Origin of the sequence: Clostridium sp., assembly GCF_016650095.1 — a bacterium.
GTDB lineage: Bacteria > Bacillota > Clostridia > Clostridiales > Clostridiaceae > Clostridium_AD.
Map to the genome: position 1 here is coordinate 1 of NZ_JAENWL010000020.1, position 19,890 is coordinate 19,890.

18 protein-coding genes are annotated in these 19,890 nt (G+C 31.7%); 9 read left to right on the forward strand and 9 right to left on the reverse strand.

Annotated features, from left to right (window positions below):
* Window positions 1-47: 47 nt before the first annotated feature.
* The gene (ltaE, locus tag JJE11_RS02585) at window positions 48-1,085 is read right to left on the reverse strand and encodes a low-specificity L-threonine aldolase (RefSeq protein WP_291632687.1); all 1,038 of its coding nucleotides are present in this window, start codon (window positions 1,083-1,085) and stop codon (window positions 48-50) included.
* Between the two features lie 214 nt (window positions 1,086-1,299).
* Between ltaE and JJE11_RS02590 the strand changes: the two genes are divergently transcribed.
* Complete coding sequence (locus tag JJE11_RS02590; protein ID WP_291632702.1) at window positions 1,300-3,297, forward strand: DNA topoisomerase; 1,998 nt, start codon at window positions 1,300-1,302, stop codon at window positions 3,295-3,297.
* Window positions 3,298-3,563: 266 nt separating this feature from the next.
* On the opposite strand, the gene JJE11_RS02595 is transcribed toward JJE11_RS02590, so the two are convergent.
* A complete protein-coding gene (locus tag JJE11_RS02595; RefSeq protein ID WP_291632688.1) occupies window positions 3,564-5,342 on the reverse strand; it encodes a phosphoenolpyruvate carboxykinase in 1,779 nt (592 codons plus the stop codon).
* Between the two features lie 414 nt (window positions 5,343-5,756).
* Between JJE11_RS02595 and JJE11_RS02600 the strand changes: the two genes are divergently transcribed.
* A complete protein-coding gene (locus tag JJE11_RS02600; protein ID WP_291632689.1) occupies window positions 5,757-6,653 on the forward strand; it encodes a DMT family transporter in 897 nt (298 codons plus the stop codon).
* A gap of 331 nt (window positions 6,654-6,984) precedes the next feature.
* Window positions 6,985-7,935, forward strand: coding sequence for a zf-HC2 domain-containing protein (locus JJE11_RS02605; protein ID WP_291632690.1), 951 nt, complete (start codon window positions 6,985-6,987; stop codon window positions 7,933-7,935).
* A gap of 330 nt (window positions 7,936-8,265) precedes the next feature.
* Here the strand turns inward: JJE11_RS02605 and JJE11_RS02610 are convergent, their stop codons facing one another.
* The 3 genes from JJE11_RS02610 to JJE11_RS02620 all read right to left on the reverse strand — a co-directional run bounded on the left by JJE11_RS02610 (window position 8,266) and on the right by JJE11_RS02620 (window position 12,753).
* The gene (locus JJE11_RS02610; protein WP_291632691.1) at window positions 8,266-10,755 is read right to left on the reverse strand and encodes a CoA-disulfide reductase; all 2,490 of its coding nucleotides are present in this window, start codon (window positions 10,753-10,755) and stop codon (window positions 8,266-8,268) included.
* 200 nt (window positions 10,756-10,955) lie between these two features.
* A complete protein-coding gene (locus JJE11_RS02615; protein ID WP_291632692.1) occupies window positions 10,956-11,243 on the reverse strand; it encodes a metalloregulator ArsR/SmtB family transcription factor in 288 nt (95 codons plus the stop codon).
* A 253-nt stretch (window positions 11,244-11,496) separates the two neighbouring features.
* On the reverse strand, window positions 11,497-12,753 hold the full coding sequence (locus tag JJE11_RS02620; protein ID WP_291632693.1) for a D-alanyl-D-alanine carboxypeptidase family protein: 1,257 nt from the start codon (window positions 12,751-12,753) through the stop codon (window positions 11,497-11,499).
* Window positions 12,754-12,991: 238 nt separating this feature from the next.
* Between JJE11_RS02620 and JJE11_RS02625 the strand changes: the two genes are divergently transcribed.
* Window positions 12,992-13,618: a CoA pyrophosphatase gene (locus JJE11_RS02625; protein WP_291632703.1), complete on the forward strand. Its 627-nt coding sequence runs from the start codon at window positions 12,992-12,994 to the stop codon at window positions 13,616-13,618.
* 55 nt (window positions 13,619-13,673) lie between these two features.
* On the opposite strand, the gene JJE11_RS02630 is transcribed toward JJE11_RS02625, so the two are convergent.
* Window positions 13,674-14,024 carry a hypothetical protein gene (locus JJE11_RS02630; protein ID WP_291632694.1) on the reverse strand — a complete coding sequence of 117 codons (351 nt, stop codon included), beginning with the start codon at window positions 14,022-14,024 and terminating at the stop codon, window positions 13,674-13,676.
* Between the two features lie 116 nt (window positions 14,025-14,140).
* Window positions 14,141-14,500, reverse strand: coding sequence for a helix-turn-helix domain-containing protein (locus tag JJE11_RS02635; RefSeq protein ID WP_291632695.1), 360 nt, complete (start codon window positions 14,498-14,500; stop codon window positions 14,141-14,143).
* Between the two features lie 193 nt (window positions 14,501-14,693).
* Between JJE11_RS02635 and JJE11_RS02640 the strand changes: the two genes are divergently transcribed.
* From JJE11_RS02640 to ndk, 3 genes are all read left to right on the forward strand, one after another.
* Window positions 14,694-15,335 (forward strand): lactate utilization protein, encoded by a 642-nt coding sequence (locus JJE11_RS02640; protein ID WP_291632696.1) that lies wholly within the window; start codon window positions 14,694-14,696, stop codon window positions 15,333-15,335.
* A 186-nt stretch (window positions 15,336-15,521) separates the two neighbouring features.
* Complete coding sequence (locus JJE11_RS02645) at window positions 15,522-15,737, forward strand: hypothetical protein (RefSeq protein WP_291632697.1); 216 nt, start codon at window positions 15,522-15,524, stop codon at window positions 15,735-15,737.
* 75 nt (window positions 15,738-15,812) lie between these two features.
* Window positions 15,813-16,286, forward strand: coding sequence for a nucleoside-diphosphate kinase (ndk, locus tag JJE11_RS02650; protein WP_291632698.1), 474 nt, complete (start codon window positions 15,813-15,815; stop codon window positions 16,284-16,286).
* A 127-nt stretch (window positions 16,287-16,413) separates the two neighbouring features.
* Here ndk and JJE11_RS02655 read toward each other — a convergent pair whose 3' ends face one another.
* Both JJE11_RS02655 and JJE11_RS02660 read right to left on the reverse strand, forming a co-directional pair.
* Window positions 16,414-16,770, reverse strand: a complete 357-nt coding sequence (locus tag JJE11_RS02655) for a hypothetical protein (protein WP_291632699.1) — start codon at window positions 16,768-16,770, stop codon at window positions 16,414-16,416.
* Between the two features lie 45 nt (window positions 16,771-16,815).
* Window positions 16,816-18,294 (reverse strand): nicotinate phosphoribosyltransferase, encoded by a 1,479-nt coding sequence (locus JJE11_RS02660; RefSeq protein WP_291632700.1) that lies wholly within the window; start codon window positions 18,292-18,294, stop codon window positions 16,816-16,818.
* A gap of 455 nt (window positions 18,295-18,749) precedes the next feature.
* Here JJE11_RS02660 and JJE11_RS02665 point away from each other — a divergent pair, with 455 nt between their 5' ends.
* Window positions 18,750-19,727, forward strand: coding sequence for a mannose/fructose/sorbose PTS transporter subunit IIA (locus JJE11_RS02665; protein WP_291632701.1), 978 nt, complete (start codon window positions 18,750-18,752; stop codon window positions 19,725-19,727).
* A 36-nt stretch (window positions 19,728-19,763) separates the two neighbouring features.
* Window positions 19,764-19,890: PTS sugar transporter subunit IIC (locus tag JJE11_RS02670; RefSeq protein WP_291632704.1), on the forward strand; the 127-nt coding region annotated here is incomplete at its 3' end.

Consider the following 19,890-nt stretch of genomic DNA (forward strand, 5'->3'; position numbering starts at 1 on the left):
GACATCTTTGATTTTTATCTTTTTAAATGAAAAAATAAAATTAAAAATTAATTTTGATTAAGAATTTCTTTCAGTGAATTTATAACAAATTTAATATCCTGCGCAGACACCCAGTTGTGAGTAACAAAGCGCATTAGTCCGTCTTCTTCTCCATTAATTTTTATCCCAATCTTGTAAAATTTTTCTACTAATTTAGCTGTATTAAAACCAGTTTTTTGCATATCAAAGTATACCATATTAATATGAGTATCTTCTTTATTTACTACTATGCCTGGGATTTTTGACAATTCTTCTCCAAGTAATAAAGCATTTTCATGATCTATTTTAAGTTGAGGAATCATTTCCTTTAATGCTACAAGTCCAGCTGCAGCTAAAATACCAGATTGTCTTAGACCGCCGCCCATAACTTTTCTTTTCTTTCTTGCCTTAGCAATAAATTTCTTATCTCCAGCAAGCATTGACCCTATAGGAGCACAAAGACCTTTGGACAAGCAAAACATAACAGTGTCACAATATTTAGTAACTTCAGGTGCGGTTACATCTAGGTAAGCACAAGCGTTAAAAAGCCTTGCTCCATCTAAGTGAACGGGCACATCATGTTCTTTTGCAGAGGTATAAATTGCCTCCATTGTACACAGTGGTATTACTCTACCACAAGAATGTGCATTTTCAATGCATATAAGACCAGTACTAGGATAATGAATATCTTCTTCCTCTTTTCTAATTCTAGCTGTAATTTGTTTAGGGTCGAGTTCTCCCTTATTGCTAACTATGGTTCTAAGCTGAACACCAGCAATTATTGATGAACCACCAACTTCGTGCACAACTATGTGGCAATCTTCACCAATAATAACTTCATTACCTCTAGTACAATGTGTAAAAAGTGCTAGTTGATTTCCAAAAGTACCACTTGGTACAAATAATGCAGCTTCTTTGCCAACAAGTTTAGCAGCATATTCTTCAAGAGCATTTACAGTAGGATCATCACCGTAAACATCATCTCCGACTTCAGCTGTAAACATAGCTTCTCTCATTCTTTGGGTAGGTTCAGTTACTGTATCACTTCTTAAATCTATAAAATTCATTTGTATATCCCCCTTAGTTATATCTATAAACTCTTTATAGATATATTATAACTTAAATCTTTCTATATTGTTGGAAATTATAAGATTTTGCATTTGTGCTAGTTAAATCATCATTTTCATGCCCCTAAGTGTACAGATAATGGTATAATAAATTGTTAAAACAAATATTGTGGTTGTATAAGAATAGAATTTAATGGAAAGTGAAGTGGTAATTATTAGTAAGGCGTTATTCATTACAGAGAAACCAAGTGTTGCTGCGGAATTTGCCAAAGCCTTAAAAATAAATGGAAGAAAATCAGATGGATTTATAGAATCTGACAAGGCTGTTGTCACATGGTGTGTGGGACATCTTGTTACTATGAGTTACCCTGAGAAATACGATGAAAAATTAAAAAAATGGTCTCTTAATACTTTGCCATTTTTACCAAAGGTATATAAATATGAAGTTATAGATGGAGTTAAAAAACAATTTAATATAGTAAAGAGCCAACTAATCCGAGAAGATATCGATAGAGTTTATGTTTGTACAGATTCAGGGCGAGAAGGTGAGTACATATATAGACTAGTAGATGAAATGGCAGGAAGTCCGAAGAAGCAAAAGCGAAGAGTATGGATAGATTCACAAACAGAGGCAGAAATTATTCGCGGTGTCAAAGAGGCGAAGGATTTGAGTGAATATGATAATTTATCGGAAGCAGCTTATTTAAGAGCAAAAGAGGATTATCTAATGGGAATTAATTTTTCAAGGCTTCTAAGTTTAGTCTATGGAAAAACAGTAAGTAATTATCTTGGGAAAAGCTATATAGTCATTGCAGTGGGACGTGTAATGTCTTGTGTGCTTGGAATGGTGGTCTTGCGGGAGAGGGAAGTTAGAGAGTTTATTGTTACTCCCTTTTATAAGATCATTGGAAGTTTTAAAGCAGGTGAAGGATGTAGTTATGATGGAGAATGGAAAGCGGTAGAAGGCTCTAAGTATTTTGACTCACCACTACTTTATAATGAGGGTGGATTTAAAACGCAAGAAACAGCAGAAAAATTAATAGGAGAACTTAGAGATTCTAGTACAGATGATAAAGTCATGGTTGAAGCTGTTACTAAGAAGAAAGAAAATAAAAATGCACCACTACTCTTTAATTTAGCAGAAATACAAAATGAATGTTCTAAGAAATTTAAAATAAACCCAGAGCAAACGCTTAGTCACATTCAAGCCTTATACGAGAAAAAAATGCTTACATATCCAAGAACCGATGCTAGGGTATTATCGACATCTGTGGCAAAAGAAATAAATATTAATATAAAAAAATTAACGAAAATAAATGGAAATACAGAAATTAAAAACATAGCTGAGCATATTCTAGAAAAAAAATGGTACAGTAATATAGCGAAAACTAAGTATGTTGATGATACTAAAGTTACAGATCATTATGCTATTATTCCAACAGGAGAAGGCCTTCAAAACTATTTAGCATTAAAGGATGTACAAAAGAAAATTTATGATTTAGTGCTACGACGGTTTTTGGCAATATTTTATCCGCCAGCTGTCTATAGTAAAGTTTCTGTTATAACAAAGATTGATGTGGAAAGGTTTTTTACGTCTGATAAGGTGTGCATTGAGCTAGGTTATTTAGAAGTTTTAAAACCTGATAGTGATAGTAATGATAGTGAAAGTACAAATATGAAATTTTTAAGTACTTTAAAAAAAGGGCAAAGCCTGCAGCTTGAAGATTTAATTGTAAAAGAAGGTAAAACTTCTCCTCCTAAAAGATTTACTACGGGTTCAATTATTATAGCCATGGAAAATGCAGGTAAGCTTATCGAAGATGAAGAATTAAGAGAGCATATAAAAGGGTCTGGTATTGGTACAAGTGCCACTCGTTCTGGAATCTTAACCAAGCTTGAAAAAATACAATATATTAAAGCTAATAATAAAACCCAAGTGGTTATGCCTACTCTGCTTGGAGAAATTATCTACGATGTGGTTAAAAATTCTATCCCTACGCTTCTAAACCCAGAATTAACAGCTAGTTGGGAAAAAGGATTGACCATGGTTACCCAAAATGCAATAAAAGGAAATGAGTATATGGATAAGCTTGAAAATTATATAATTAAAAATACTGATAGAGTACTTAAATTAAATAATGGAGTAAGACTTAAAAACAATTTTGATATGGTAAGTGGATTTTATAAAAAACCTCAAACTGGGGTGGAGTAATTACAAAATTATAAGAGTTATAGGTAGTTTCAAAGATATGGGTTTATAACAATTGTTTTTATGCAAAAAAAAGTATGTATTACGTATAATGCATTTGAATAAGCTTTAGAACTTCTTATTTTATTTTTAATTAAGATGCGTTAAGAAAAACGTATGTTTGAGCGAAAGCGAGTTTACGTTTTTTAGCAAATTAATTAAAAATAAAATTAGTAGTTCTTAGCGAAGTGAATGCAGTAGTAGTAATATATACTTTTTCTCTTTTTTTTTTAATTTATAATTAGATCAAATAATCTTTTAGCTGCTTTTTTAGGACCATCTTTTTCTTGACCGACTACTCCAAGGGAAGTTCTAATTTGCCCGACTTTTACACCTGTTTTAAAGAATTCATCAAAATAACTATCTATAAGTACATTTACTAGTTCTTGTTTTTGAACAGGTCCAAAAGGATTTGCAAAATATGAATGTACCAAACCGAGTTCTGTAGTAGTACCCTTTGCCATTCTTGCACCCTTTTTACAAACATCAATGGCATCAATTGGATTTGTAAAGAAAGTAATTTCTTCAAGTCCATCTTTTACTTCTTCATAGTTATTTGCATAGAGAAATAAATCTATAGGATATCCTTTAATAATATCTTTATAGCTTGCTACTGGCATAACAAGTCTCGCATTAATTTTATCAGGATTCATAAATATACTTCTATCTATTTCTTTGAAAGCATAACCAGCATCTAAATCATCTAGTCTCACGAAAGCACCAATTTCAGTTCCAAAAGCTAATGGTTTCGTTCCTTCGTTTAGAGTTAGATAACCCATATCATCAAATACGATGGTCATGTCACTGATATAATCTTCACTTAAACTTCTAAAGGCTTCTAAGGACTCAGATTTACCAGCACCGCTATCACCCATAATAACAACATTTGCACTGTTACCATTATTCATAATAATGTGTACCATTGCGCCATGAATTGGGAGTGAACCACGTTTAATCATTATTAGGTTATGAAGAGTTAAGGCCATCTTTTTTACATACCCAAAGTAATCAATTTCGTCGCCATAACTTATATAGCCAAGCATAATATCATTTTCTATATCGTCATAAAATTCTGTTCTTGCTTTAATATGTGAAGGTTTATCAGTAGGGGAATTATTAACAGTAGTACAATCTTTTGCACCAAAGACAAAAACTATATCTGGTTTAACATCCCTATATTCAGTTTCTCTGGCCATTTCAAATAGGTTACAAAGAGTTATTGCATGAGCCATAAAATCTCTGTGAACATAAATGAATGCAAGTAAACTACCTACTTTAGCTGGATAACAAAACCAATGATCCGTATCTATAGAGCAATTTTTTAATGGATTTTCGAAACATTCATTGAAAATTCCATCGCGGGTATTGTTTTTAGGATAACTTATATAAGGTAAATCTAGCATTATTGCATCAATAAAGGGAACGTCTCTCAATATGTCATATTCATATGGAATAGGCCAGTTTACGTTATTAACAATTATACCAGCATTGGCACCTGCAGGCAGTTGTCTGTAAACCTTAGGTCTACGTCCAATAACATTCTGCCTAATCTTTCTGTATAAATTAAGTATAAGCATTGAAAAATCATTGTTAGCCTCAACAAAGCTTGTTTTTTCTAAGCCCTCATTAATTTTATTGTTGTGAATTACAGTGTATCTTTCAAGCTTTCTCCAAAAACCATAGAAATCTTCTATAAAATCAGTAAAAGGATCTTTGGTATTTATAAGGGAACTATATTTAGTATTTAAATTTATAACCTCATTTATAGTTAATACACATAGTAGCTTAAACAAATGTATAATGTAAACATCCAATTCCTCATTGCCTGTATCTGCATTTTGTAGTAAATATTTATAGGTATTTGAATTTTTCTTCTTTATCTTCCTAAGATAAGCATTAAAAACCCTTCTGAAACCATTGCTTTCTAAAAGTTTTTCAGGACTATTGCAGTATTTTGCAGTAAAATTTATCATTACTTTATCGTTACTCAGAGAAAATTCTTTTTTCAATTTGGCACCTCCATATGTTAGATAATAAATTATAGTTAATTGATTAATCGATTAATTGAAATCAGTATGAGCGGATGCTATCATAAATCATAGTCAAAAATTCGATATAACTCTATGATACTCCAAAAATGATTTATTAACAATGGTAAATTGCAGAAAGTCATATTTTGATATGTTAACGCATAAATACAGATAAAGAGTCAATTATAATCGAATGCTAAAATATAAATTATTATAATATTCCTTATCATAATAATTAAGTATATTATGTTGATATTGCAACTATATTATAGTGTAATTTTTGGAAGCTTTGAGATATAATGATACTAGGTACATGGAAATAAATAATAAGTGAAAATATATTAGCATGTTGACTTGTATTTATCTTAATATCTAGTAAAAAGGAGTGTTATAGTGAAAAGTAACAAAATGCCTCATTTAATGGCAATTGTATTAATGGTTATATGGAGTCTATCTTATCTAAGTATAAAGGTTGTAGTTGGTGATATGGATCCTATATTATCAGCATTTTATAGATTTATGCTAGCTGCAATAATTTTATTTGTAATATTGAAAGTAAAGTATCCTAAGGAGAAAGTTATAAAAAAGGACAAGTTAAAATTTGCCTTGGGCGGGCTATTTGGAGTAGCAATATATTTTATGTTTGAAAACTATTCTGTAGCTTATACCTCTGCATCAAATGTGGCAATTTTAATTGCGACTATACCTATGTTTACTCTATTTTCTCAAAGAGTAATATATAAGGAAAAATTGACTTACGGTAAAATCATTGGTGCTACCTTAAGTTTATTTGGGATTTTTATAATAATTGCAGCTAAAGGGCGTGTAAACTTATTTTCGCAAGGAAGTATAGGAGACCTAATGGCTCTTGGAGCGGTGTTTTCTTGGATAATATATAACATAGTCTGTAGTAATTTTAAAGGAAATTATAAAGTTATAACTATAACCACTTATCAAATTATATGGGGAGCGGTATTTTTAAGTCCTTCACTATTTTTTAACAAGCTACAAATACCTTCTACTATAGTTCTATTTAATTTATTGTACTTAGCAATTTTTTGCTCTTTCTTTGGTTTTATAATATATGTATATTGCTTAAAAGAACTTGGAGCAACCGTCATTACTGCTTATATAAATTTACAGCCTATTATAAGCCTAATTGCAGCTGCAATTATACTAGGTGAAGTCGTTACTATTTGGCAAGTGACAGGGTGTATTGTAATAATAGCGGGAGTAACTTTAGTTAGTTTGGATGGAAAGTTTGATTTTATAAAGTTCAAAAAGATATGATATATTCCCTTCGTGCATTGTAAACAACTAAGTCTAAAGAAGTTCTACTTCATGCCTTGCAAACGAACTCTAAACTAGAAATTTCATTAAGAAATTCTAATCTTTTGCGAATATAAAATTCTCTATCACTCTCCTCGGGGTAGTTCTCTGGGGGGACATAACAATTATTAATTGTTATGCATTCGGCGTCCTGCCTCTGGTTCGCTAGCCTCCACGTCCTGTGGAAGCTCACGAGAATTTTATATTAGCAAAAGAAGAATTTCTAAATGGAATTTAATAGTTTGTCGTTTCTTATTGCAAGTCACTACGGAGAAATAATGGAGGGAGTCAAATGAAAGTAGATTTATCTTGCAGCATTGTTCAGGATTTATTACCCAATTACATTGAAAAACTCACAAATGATGAGACTAATAAGGCTATTCTGGAACACCTGAACTCTTGTGACGAATGTCATGAGATATTCACGCATATGAGTACTGATATAGGTGATACTAAAAAAACACCAATTAAAGAATTACAATTTTTAAAGAAAATTAAAAAGACAAAAATAATAGCTGCTTTATTATGTATTATTTTAACTCTTACTTTTTCATATATGATTTATGCTTCAGAATATAAATATACAAATGATAAAGGCGTGTTATCCACTGCGATCACAGAATATACTTCTAACGGCCAACATGCAGTTGATGCTTATGTACTAGAGACTAAACAAATAGATGGAAACCTGATGGTGTTTTTTAAGGATAGTTCGGACCCTGATGTTTATGGTTTTGCTAAATTATCAAAAGGCTTAAATCGAAGATATAGATTGATCAATGCTAAATTTGGTCCTAGTGATTATTCGTCAGTAGTTAGAATTTATGAATTTGAAACAGGAAAAGGAACTTATTATGCGATATGTGGTCATAACATTGATAGTAAAATAAAAGAATATGGGCTTAGGTCTTTTATTGGGTCGTATTATCATCAAGAAAAAAGTTTTCTGCAAAAAATAAATGTAAGCAACACTCAATTCTTAGATTTGTATAAGAAGTCAAATATTATGAGTGAATTAGGTGTAGAAGAAGCCGAAGCAAATAACTTTTCAACTGATATCGTAAGTGTTAGTTTACTTAATTCAGCAGGAAATGATGTAACAGAAGACTATAGAAAAACAGATGATATTAATAGAGGATGGGGCGCCGGCGTTGGAACTGCAGAATTATTCGTGCTAAATGTTATGGTCGCTATAGTTTTAATTTTAGGGATTATATTCACCCGGTATTTCCTGACAGATTGAGTTGCCTATTTGAATCACATTCTAAAGCAATAGCGAGGCTATAATCTTTTCAAATACAATTTTATTTTAGTATGTTAACAAAAGTATATATTGCGTAAAATGCGTTTGAATAAACCATAGCAATTCTTAATTTAGTTTAATTATAGTTGCGTTAAGAAAATCACATGTTTGAGCGATAGCGAGTTTGTGATTTTTAGCAGCTGTAATTAAACTAAATTTTAGAATTACATGGTGAAGTGAAAGCATCTGGAGCAATATATACTTTTGCTATAACACACCATGAGAAAAGCACAGATACTAATTTTTTTAGTATCTGTGCTTTTTGTTTTGTTATATGAATAGATTTACATTTGACTCTTCGGCTTCACCTAGGTAATAACCAACTCCGCCAATTTTTACTCCATCAATAAGTTCCGCTTCAGTAATGCCCATAACATCCATCGACATTGAACAGGCAACTACTTCTACGCCACTATCAATTGCTGATTTTATTAAATCTTCAAGAGAATCTATATTTTTATTTTTCATAACTTTACGGATCATTTTAGCTCCCATTCCCATCATGTTCATTTGTGAGAGTTTAAGTTTTTTACTTCCCCTTGGCATCATAAATCCAAACATTGAATCCATTAAACCTTTTTTAACAGATACTTTTTCAGGTTTCCTTATAATATTAAGTCCCCAGAAGGTAAATAGTATAGTAACTTTACTTCCCATAGCAACTGCGCCATTTGCAATAATGAAGGCTGCGATGGCTTTATCTAAATCACCACTAAAAACTACCATAGTCTTATTGCTTTTTTCAACTGCAACAGCTGGAACAGATGGACATGAATCATTTACTAATGTATCATTATTCATACCTTTTCTTATAAAAGCATAACTCATACCTTTTTCTTTGCTTAAATCCATTAGTTCATTTTTTGTTTTATTACACCAAGCTCGGATGTCCTCATAGAAGCCAGGATCAGAAGCTATTACTTTTAATATTTGACCTTTATTTAATTGGTCAATCTCGGCTTTAACTTTAATTAAAGGCCCTGGGCAACACATACCACAAGCATCCAGGATTTTATCAATTTTGATAGTTCCTTTATCTACTGTTTCATTTACAACTTTTGTATTTGAATTTAAACTCTGAGTTTTTGTTTTATTATTGTCTTCAGGTTTATTTGGCTTAAAATTCAAAATTGAAGCTGACTTATATCCTCCAGTTAAGTTTTTAACTTTGTATCCTTGTGGAGCGAGCATTCTAGAAGCGATATATCCTTTAAGACCTATTGCACAGTATTCAAGAATTTCTTTATCTTTATCAAGTTCACCTATTCTTTCTCTTAAACTATCTATAGGAATATTTATAGCATTTTCAAGATGCCCGTTACCAAATTCCATTTCAGTACGTAAATCTAAAACTGTAGTATTTTCTTTATCATAAGCCATAAACTGATCAGCGGTTAATATATCCATTCTTCCAGCTAGAACATTTTCTGCAACATATCCTGCCATATTTACTGGATCCTTAGCTGATGAGAAAGGTGGTGCATATGAAAGCTCAAGTTCTGTTAAATCATAAATCGTACCTCCGAATCTTATAGCTGTTGCTATTACGTCTATTCTCTTGTCAACTCCATCATAACCTACACCTTGAGCTCCAAGAATTTTACCTTCATCATTAAAAATAAGTTTTAATGTCATTGGAAGAGCGGCTGGATAATAAGAAGCATGAGCCACAGGATGAATAAATATAACTTTATAAGGAATATTGAGTCTTGTTAAAGTTCGTTCATTATTGCCTGTACTCGCAGCTGTTAAGTCAAAAACCTTAATGATAGAAGTTCCTTGAGTTCCCTTATAAGTAGTTTTAAGACCTGCTATATTATCTGCTGCAATTCTACCTTGCTTATTTGCAGGACCCGCTAGTGGTATTGCAGTTTTTGTTTTATTTACATAATCTACAACTTCGATAGCATCACCTACTGCAAATATGCCGGGTACACATGTTTCCAATTTTTCATTTACTATTATATGACCTTTAGGTCCAAATTCTATTCCAGTATTTTTTAAAAAATTAGTATCAGGGGTTACTCCTATTGCGAGTATAACCATATCAGTGCTTAATTTTGTACCACTACTTAAAGTTATTTCAACACCATTTTCAGTATCTTTAAAAGCTTTCACTCCATCATTTAAAATCATTCCTATACCGTTATCTTGAATTTCCTTTTCGATATATAAAACCATGTTTGTGTCAAAAGGTGCCATTATATGAGGTGCTGCTTCTACCAAAGTAACATCAAGGCCTCTATCCTTCAGATTTTCAGCCATTTCGATACCAACAAAACCTCCACCAATAACAACAGCACTATTAATGCCTTTTTTATCCACATATGCTTTTATATTATCAGTATCTGGTATGCTTCTTAAAGTGAATATCTTTTCACTATTAATACCCTCTATATTAGGTTTAATTGCTTTTGCTCCTGGTGATAACACTATATAATCATAGCTTTCTTCATAAGTGCCGCGAGTCTTACTATTTACTGTTACTAGCTTTTTCTCTGTGTTAATAGACATTACTTCGCTGTTATTTCTTACGTCTATATTAAATCTAGTCTTGATACTCTCAGGTGTTTGAACTACAAGCTTTTCTCTTTCTTTTATAACATCTCCAATATAATAAGGTAATCCACAATTTGCAAAAGAAATGTATTCATCTCTTTCAAACATAATTATTTCTGCAGTTTCGTCTAGTCTTCTAATTCTAACAGCTGCTGAAGCTCCACCAGCTACGCCACCTACAACTAATATTTTTTTTGTCATATATATTCCCCCTAGTATTATTATCATTATTTATTAACTTGATATTAAAATAGATTTTATTAATTATATTAATTTTATTATTCTATCGTCTGTAAGTTTACTCCTTAAATTATATTCATTAGATAACTGCAAATTTTATATTCACTAGATAACTACAAATTTTAATATCTATGTATTGGAGTTACCTAGTTACAGTACATTTAATTCTCATCAGGATATATTGAATTTATTACGTTTATGATAGTTTCATTACAGATTTTATAATTAATTTGTAGGCCATTTCTTTCACCTTTGATAATTCCTAAAGATTTTAGCTTTTGAAGATGTTGAGAAACGGTGGATTGAGGAAGGCGTAAGCATTCCTGCATATAGCTAACATTGCAGCATCCTTTGTTCATAAGTCCCCGAATAATACATATCCGTACAGGGTGAGCAATTGCTTTTAATAAATCGGAAATTTCTTCATATTGTTGAAAATCTGTATTCATAAAAATTCTCCTTTTTATAAATTAATAAATTTTAGCCTTAGTATTAGTATTAGTTTTAGTTGAGATATTAAACATATCTATATATCAACTCGTAATCTAATACTGTATATCTCTATATTAATATATAACGATATGAATGTCAATATTTTAACGAAATTCTTTTTAAATATTATAAGAATGATATATAGATATAATATAAAAAGGGGCTACATTAATTATAAAATCAATGTAGCCCCTTATAACGCCCAAATAGTTATTTAAAATACATTCCTCTGCCACGACGATTTTTACGCCTCGTGATAGATGTTATTAAATACACAATCAATGCTAAAAGTAAAATTAGTACAATTGCAAGTGCGACGTATATAATTATATTGTCTTTAATAAGAGTAGTTTTTGAAATCATCGGATACAATTTATAGATCTTTGTAGAATCCTTTTGTTTAAGATCTAAGGTTCCAACAGAAGCCTCTTTATCAAGTTTCCATGGATTTATGCTATCAGCTTTAACGGAAGTTATCGGTTTGATATCATTTTTATAAAAAGTCACATCTTCTTTTGATTCTAATGGAATATCAACCGTTTTTTCCGGACCTATGAATGGAATAACCTTATAGGGTACAGAAATTGTTTTGATCGTAGTATCCTTTTTATGTAGTACTTCTTTTTTAGCAGCATAACTAAAGTCAATTAGTTTTGTCATATCTTCAAATACTTTTGTATCTTGTGGTAGGTTATAGTCAGACTTCATAACAACACCAATGATATGGCGACCGTTACGTTCATATACAGAAACTAGGCATCTCCCAGCCTTTAATGTATAGCCAGTTTTACCACCTACGTTACCAGCTATGCCAAGAAGTTTATTCCTGTTTTCAACAGTGGCTTCTGGGCCATTAGCAGATTTTATTACACTTGTTTTTTTACCCATAGATTTTTTTACCCAATCATTTTTATAAGCAGCTCTACCTAAGAGAGTTAAGTCATAAGATGTTGTATAATGTTGGTCATTTGCATCATCCAAGCCATTTGGAGTTATAAAATGAGAATTAGTCATTCCTAGCTTGGCAGCTTTGTCATTCATCATTTTAGCAAAATTAGTTGGATCTCCGCCAACGTTATCCGCAATCATATAGGCAATATCGTTTCCAGAATATAGAAGAAGACCATCCATTACGTTGTCAGCGGACATTGTATCACCGATTGCTACAGGATGAACATTTAGGTTATAAGAGTAAGGTGGTTGATCTTTTGCATTTTTTGTATATTTCAAATTGTCTGTTGATTTCTTATTTTCAGCAAGTAGCAAGGCTGTAATAAGCTTTGTTATGCTTGCAGGGTACATCTTATTATCAATGTTTTTAGTGTAAATAATTTCATTAGTATCCATATCTACAGAAATCGCAGCTTTACCAATTAATTCTGGCGGGTTAACAGCGGCAAAAACAGTTGTAGAAAAGATAAGTGTAAATACTATTGCGAATAATATAAGTCGATTTCTTCTTTTCAATTTTCATCTCTCCATTTACGTTAAATTTTATATTTATCTACGGATATGGATAAATACACAACAAGTATATCATTTTAATATATTAAGAACAAGGAACAATGTTTAACGATAGAAAGTGTGACAGAAATAGTTTTATTTATATATACAAGCTAAATATATTAATGCTAATATAAAGAGAATCAAATTTTAAGAACATTGTATTTTTAAAAAGCATAAAAGGAAAGACTATATAAAATTGGTGGTGATTAACACGATAGATAAGCTAGAACAAATATTTAGGAATAGGGATTCTAAGGTAATAGGGAAATTTGATGAAAGTGCAGTCATGATATTATTTGTGGAGGATGCAAATGAATTATCCATAGTATTTGAAGTGCGTGCTCATAAATTAAGAAGTCAGCCAGGGGATGTTTGTTTGCCAGGTGGAAAAGTGGAACAAGATGAAGCTCCAAGGGAAACTTCTATAAGAGAAACTATGGAAGAATTAAATTTAGAAAGAGATCAAATTAAATTTATAGGAGATATGGACTATTATATAAGTCCTTATGGAAACAGAATGTATGCTTTTGTAGGTATTCTAAAATATGGTGATATAAACGCTAACCCGGATGAAGTACATCACGTATTTAAAGTTCCATTGAAATTCTTTTTGGAAAATGATCCTTTGCTATATAAAATGGGGATCGGACCCACAAACCAAGAGGATTTTCCTTTTCATTTAATCAATGGAGGGAAGGACTACAAGTTTAGGAAAGGGTATTTAGATGAGTATTTTTATGAGTATAATAACCATAGAATATGGGGTTTTACAGCCCAGATTATTAAGAGCTTTATTGATGTCTTAAAAAGCAGTAATAATATTTAAATTATTACTGCTTTTTAAGTTAAAGTATCTTCTGCTAAGCTGAAATGTCGTTAAATCATTTACTACTTACAACCTTGTTTTGTTTCATGAATAATGAAACGCTTAATACAATGAGAGCTAAATAAACAAAAACATATATAATTGAGATTAATCCTGATTTATAGAAAAATTTCAAATAGATGAAGGCAGTTTGAGAGAGTAATGCCCAAAATAGAGAAATAAGAGCCATGATATTGTTTCTATGTCTCCAATGGTCAGGATCTTTCATGCTTCCAATAATTTTAGTTCGTCTTTTACTTTTAGCACCTGTGTTAATTACTAGAAATTTGTAATAAAGAAAAAATACAAATGCTAATATAGAAATACCAAAAAACATATAGGATAAAGACATACTAGTTATATTCAAAAAAATCACTCCTTTTAGCAATTAATATTCCCTAAAAGTTGAAATTTATGTTTATCCAACATGCTTATGGGCATGAAAATAAAAAAAGAGGGAAAATCCACCCTCTTATAAAAACACTATTCTTTTTTTTCAGAAACAACATTTTCAAAATAATCTGTTCCCCATTTGCACATAACGTCTAATATAGGCATGACACTTTTGCCCTGCTTTGTTAAAGAGTATTCAACTTTAGGAGGAACCTCTGCATATACTTTTCTATGAACCATCTCATATGATTCCAATTCTCTAAGCTGTTGTGTTAACATTTTTTGCGTTATTACTCCCATAGATCGTTTCAATTCACTAAATCTTAATATATCGTTGTTGGCTAATTTCCAAAGAATAATTGGCTTCCATTTACCGCCTATAATATCTAGTGTTAATTCTATGGCACAGTTATATTCTTTATTATTTATTTTCATTATTTTATCGCTCATTATTCCTCCTAGTATTCATCTGAGTGGGTAAGGTATATTTAAGTAGTACTTATTAATAAAATAAGTTGTTAAGATACTAAGCAACTTATAAGTTAGTACTTGATTAAAAAACCTTTGGTATGTACAATTATATCATTGATATATTTTATATACAATATTTCAATAAAGATCTTCAAATAAAGGAGGAAAAGAAATGAAAGAAATTAATAACTTGCATAATGAGATTATAGGAGCAAAAGTGGTGGAGGCTCTTATAAAAAATGGTTTTTCAGCAGTTTATTTTCAATCAGGTGCGGAAGCCTCAGACTTTATAATGAATAATATACTAACGGGTGACAAAGTAGGTTTTGGGGGATCGATGACTGTAGCAAAACTTGGTATACAGGAAAAGGTAAAATCCATGGGTGGAATTGTACTAGATCATGGTGACTCTACTTTATCGCCTGAGGAAAAAATGGAAACTATGAGAGGAGAGCTCCTTAGTGATGTTTTTCTATGTAGTTCTAATGCTGTAACTTTAGATGGAGAACTTGTTAACATTGATGGAGTAGGAAATAGAGTGGCAGCAATGACATTTGGGCCTAAAAAAGTAATTGTTACAGTTGGGGTAAATAAAGTTTGTAAAAATGAAGCTTCAGCTTTTGAAAGACTAGAGCAAGTTGCGGCACCAAAGAATAATATGAGACTAAATACAAAAAATCCCTGCACTAAAACTGGAGTATGCAATGACTGTAAAGTAGATACTAGAATCTGTAGGATTTATTCTGTCATTAAGAGAAAACCTGCGAGAACTGATATTACTGTAGTTGTAGTTGGTGAGGATTTCGGCTATTAACGACATATCAGAAGGATTTATGAACACCCTATAAGTACTATCTTAATATGTTAATATGTTTATATTTAGAATTTTCAAAAAACACTTCAATTTATTGCTTAAATGTCTTATAATGTTATCACGATAACAATGTTGCTATAGTAACATTGTTACAACAGTAACAAATTATGAGAATGGAGGGATGAAATGTTACAGTGTCCTTTTCTAACAACTATAGAAGAAGAAATAGACTGTTTTAAGGAGTGTTCATTATTTAAAGGGGTGGATAGTGACGGAAAATGTCCATTTGTAGAATTTAAAAATACTAAACCTTTCAATATTAAGGATATTTCTGATTATGATTCATTTAATGCGGAAAGAACAGCTCAATTAAGAATGTTATATAAAGAAAACTATGTATAGGATTGGGTTTAAGGGATTGTGTATAATATGTAGTAATCAGGATATAATTAATACAAAATGGGGAAGTGAATTTAGATGGAAAGAACTTTGGTTTTAATTAAACCAGATGGAGTTAAACGAGGACTTATTGGGAAAATTCTTAATCAATATGAGGATAAATCATTAGAAATTGTGATGCTCAAAATGCTTACTGCTACAAAGGAAAGTGCTAAAGAACATTACAGTGAACACGCAGGAAAGGTATTTTTCGAAGAGTTAATAGATTACATTACTGAAGGCAAAATGTGTGCAATGATTTTAATGGGTGAGAAAGCTGTTGATGTAGTACGTAAAATCAATGGAGATAAGGATCCTATAAAAGCTGAACTGGCTAGTATAAGAGGAAAATTTGCAATAGATAAAACACAGAATTTAGTTCACGCCTCTGATAGCACACAAAGTGCAGAACGTGAAATTACAATTTGGTTTCCAGAGCTTTCATTAGATGATAAGTATAAGGGAACTGTAAATTTGTTTGCAAAAACTAGTGGTCCATTAATAAATGTATAGTTTAAAAAAAGCTAACCAATTTAATTTTGGCTAGCTTTTTTATTATATAGGAAACAGCTTGCTGAAGTGGCTGTGGATAACATCTATACGCTAGAGCTTGTCATTTTTGCCACTTGCCACCATGTGACTAATGAGTACAATGTCCAGAGCAACCATTACAGGATTCAGAGCCTGATTTAGAACAATTTGGTTTACTATCTTCTGATAATAGTGTTTTAATCCAAAATCTAGAATCACTATAGGCTATTGTGAGCTCGCAAATGTTGTCAAAAAGAGTTTCATCATATAATAATTTCAAATCACCTATATTATTTTTAATGTCTCCTAGTTTAAAATTGTCTAAGTAAATGTCAACTTTAGCAGTTTTACAACAACCGCTGGCGTACAAAAGTCGTGCACTATCATAGGTTCCGTCAAGTTTAATCATTTCCACAAGCTCATCATGAGCATCTTTTGAAAGTTTAATTTTTAAAGTTTGTGCCATAAGCCCTCCTAGTATTACTTTGGACGAGTAACAACTATTTTCTTGTTACTCCTCAAGAGTTTCAGAATAATGATTTAATAAACCTTGCTTAAGATTCCATAATTTCCAAGAAAGATCCACATAATATGCATGAGGATTATCAAGTCTTAAAACTTCGCCCCATAATTTAGACACTTCTTTCGCAGAAAATGCTTTTATTTCCATTACAGATGGGGACTTATAAACCTGTTGTCCATTTTCAAATAGTTTAACCATAAGATCTTTTATATAGTAATGTTTAAGATTTTTCTTTTTCCATGTATAAGTTGGATTAAATATTTCAAGAGGTCGACTTTTATCAATTACCTCGTCATGCAGGGTAATCAAATCAGCAATGGCCTTGTGTGACGTTTTATCAAAAATTCTATATAATTTTTTAAAAGCAGGATTGATGATTTTTTCTGCATTTTCACTAATTTTAATTTTTGGTATTATTTCTCCATCATTCTCAACAGCAACAAGTTTATAAACACCACCAAACACTGGCTCTGATCTTGCTGTAATAAGCCTTTCTCCAACACCAAAGTTATCAATTTGTGCCCCATTGTCCAGAACTCCTCTTATTATGTATTCATCAAGAGAGTTAGAAACCGTAATTTTTACATCTTCGTATCCGGCTTTATCTAGGAGTAATCTAACTTTTTTGGTTAGATAAGTAATGTCACCGCTATCAATGCGGATTCCTTTAGGCCTTTTGCCCATAGGTTTAAGTACTTCATCAAATACCCTTATGGCATTTAGAACACCAGAGTGTAGTACGTTATAAGTATCTATAAGCAGTACACAGTTATCAGGGTAAGTTATAGCCCAGGCTTTAAAGGATTCGTATTCAGTATCATAAAGTTGTACCCAACTATGAGCCATAGTTCCCATAGCTGGAATATTAAACATCTCTTCAGCTATAGTGCAGGCTGTACCAACACAACCACCAATAACGGCAGCACGAGCTCCGTATATAGCACCATCATATCCTTGAGCACGCCTTGAACCAAATTCCATAACTGGCTTACCCTTTGAGGCTCTACATATTCTACTTGCTTTAGTAGCTATTAATGTTTGATGATTTATTGTAAGTAAAACCATTGTCTCAACAAATTGAGCCTGAATAATAGGTCCGCGGACTATAACTAAGGGTTCCCCTGGAAAGACGGGATAACCTTCAGGCACAGCCCATACATCACAAGAAAATTTGAAATTTTCTAGATAATTTATAAATTTTTCGGAAAAAACATTTTTGCTTTTAAGATAGGATATATCGTCACTTGTGAATTCTAAATTTGAAAGATATTCAATTAATTGCTGAACACCGGCCATAACACAATATCCGCCGCCGTCAGGTATTCGTCTAAAAAACATATCAAAGTAGGCAATTTTGTCTTGAACATTATTATCAAGATAACCATTTGCCATTGTTAATTCATAAAAGTCTACTAGCATTGTTAGATTTCTTTCATTCCTCACATTAAAATCTTTTGAGTTATTCATAATTTTTTCCCCTTTGAAATTTAATAAAAGTATATAATAAAAGTATATAATGAAATTATAACATATTAATATGTTAATGGTTACATATGATTATTACAATAGTATTTTGAGCATAAACGTAATATGATGAATTTAAAGTAGGTGGATTAAAGTGGAAAAGAAACAATTTGTTGTATGAATAGAATCTAGCGTTGTTTGTATCATAAAGTAATGTTACCATTAGAGTGCTATAATAGGTATAGAGGTATTTATTATATGGTGATGGATATCGGATTGATTGTTATGAACTCCAAAATTTTTTGTTAAAACGAGCATCTCCACCTGGAGTGAAACCAAATGGCATTACAATTCGTAAATTCATTGAAATATAACATAATTATTAATTTTGGTTACAGGTTTTTCAAAACTTTTACATAAATTTTACTGTAACAAATAAAAAATAGGAGGTATAAAAGATGGTAGGAATTATTCTTGCTAGTCACGGAGAATTTGCTAAAGGCATCTTGCAATCTGGTGCGATGATTTTCGGAGAACAAGAAAACGTGCAAGCTGTTACGTTGATGCCTAGTGAAGGCCCTGATGATATTAAAGCAAAAATGAAAGACGCAATCGCATCCTTTGACAACCAAGATGAGGTTTTATTCTTAGTTGATCTTTGGGGCGGTACACCATTCAACCAAGCAAATAGTCTATTTGAAGAACACAAAGACAAATGGGCAATCGTAGCTGGTATGAATCTACCAATGGTGATTGAAGCATATGCTTCACGTTCTTCAATGGAATCCGCACAGGAAATTGCGGCTTATATATTAAAACCAGCTAAACAAGGAGTTAAAGTTAAGCCTGAAGAATTAGAACCAGCAGAGACTGATAAATCTTCTGCAGCTTCTGCGGAGAAATCTAATGCAGGTGCACCTGGATCATTCGAATATGTTTTAACTCGTATTGACTCTCGTTTACTTCATGGGCAAATAGCGACTGCTTGGTCAAAAGATGTGCTACCTACACGAATTATTGTCGTGTCAGACGCAGTAGCCAAAGATGATCTTCGTAGTAAATTGATAACGCAAGCTGCTCCTCCAGGTGTTAAAGCTCATGTTGTTCCAGTTGATCAAATGATTAAACTTGCAAAAAATGATCAATCTTTTGGCGGACAACGTGCATTGCTTCTTTTTGAAAATCCGGAAGATGTACTTAGAGCAGTAGAAGGTGGAGTACCACTTAAGACAATCAATGTTGGCTCTATGGCTCACTCTCTGGGTAAAGTTCAAACAAACAAAGTACTTGCTTTCAATCAAGAAAATATTGATACCTTCGGTAAGCTTAAACAAGCTGGACTTACTTTTGATGTTCGTAAAGTTCCAAATGATTCAAAAGGAAATATGGACGAAATACTTAAAAAAGCCCAAGAGGAATTAAATAGACTAAAATAATTTAACTATTTAAATGGAAAAGGAGGATTAATAACCATGGATTTAAATATTATACAAATAATATTAGTCATTATCGTGGCATTTCTAGCTGGTATGGAAGGTATCTTGGATCAATTTCAATTCCACCAACCAGTAATTGCTTGTACGTTAATCGGCTTAGTTA

What these genes read in the sequence shown, in the direction of transcription:
- ndk (WP_291632698.1), top strand. Translation starts at nt 15,813, where the DNA reads ATGGAAAGAACTTTGGTTTTAATTAAACCAGATGGAGTTAAACGAGGA.
- JJE11_RS02610 (WP_291632691.1), bottom strand. Translation starts at nt 10,755, where the DNA reads ATGACAAAAAAAATATTAGTTGTAGGTGGCGTAGCTGGTGGAGCTTCA.
- JJE11_RS02605 (WP_291632690.1), top strand. Translation starts at nt 6,985, where the DNA reads ATGAAAGTAGATTTATCTTGCAGCATTGTTCAGGATTTATTACCCAAT.
- ltaE (WP_291632687.1), bottom strand. Translation starts at nt 1,085, where the DNA reads ATGAATTTTATAGATTTAAGAAGTGATACAGTAACTGAACCTACCCAA.
- JJE11_RS02645 (WP_291632697.1), top strand. Translation starts at nt 15,522, where the DNA reads ATGTTACAGTGTCCTTTTCTAACAACTATAGAAGAAGAAATAGACTGT.
- JJE11_RS02660 (WP_291632700.1), bottom strand. Translation starts at nt 18,294, where the DNA reads ATGAATAACTCAAAAGATTTTAATGTGAGGAATGAAAGAAATCTAACA.
- JJE11_RS02635 (WP_291632695.1), bottom strand. Translation starts at nt 14,500, where the DNA reads ATGAGCGATAAAATAATGAAAATAAATAATAAAGAATATAACTGTGCC.
- JJE11_RS02655 (WP_291632699.1), bottom strand. Translation starts at nt 16,770, where the DNA reads ATGGCACAAACTTTAAAAATTAAACTTTCAAAAGATGCTCATGATGAG.
- JJE11_RS02640 (WP_291632696.1), top strand. Translation starts at nt 14,694, where the DNA reads ATGAAAGAAATTAATAACTTGCATAATGAGATTATAGGAGCAAAAGTG.
- JJE11_RS02615 (WP_291632692.1), bottom strand. Translation starts at nt 11,243, where the DNA reads ATGAATACAGATTTTCAACAATATGAAGAAATTTCCGATTTATTAAAA.
- JJE11_RS02665 (WP_291632701.1), top strand. Translation starts at nt 18,750, where the DNA reads ATGGTAGGAATTATTCTTGCTAGTCACGGAGAATTTGCTAAAGGCATC.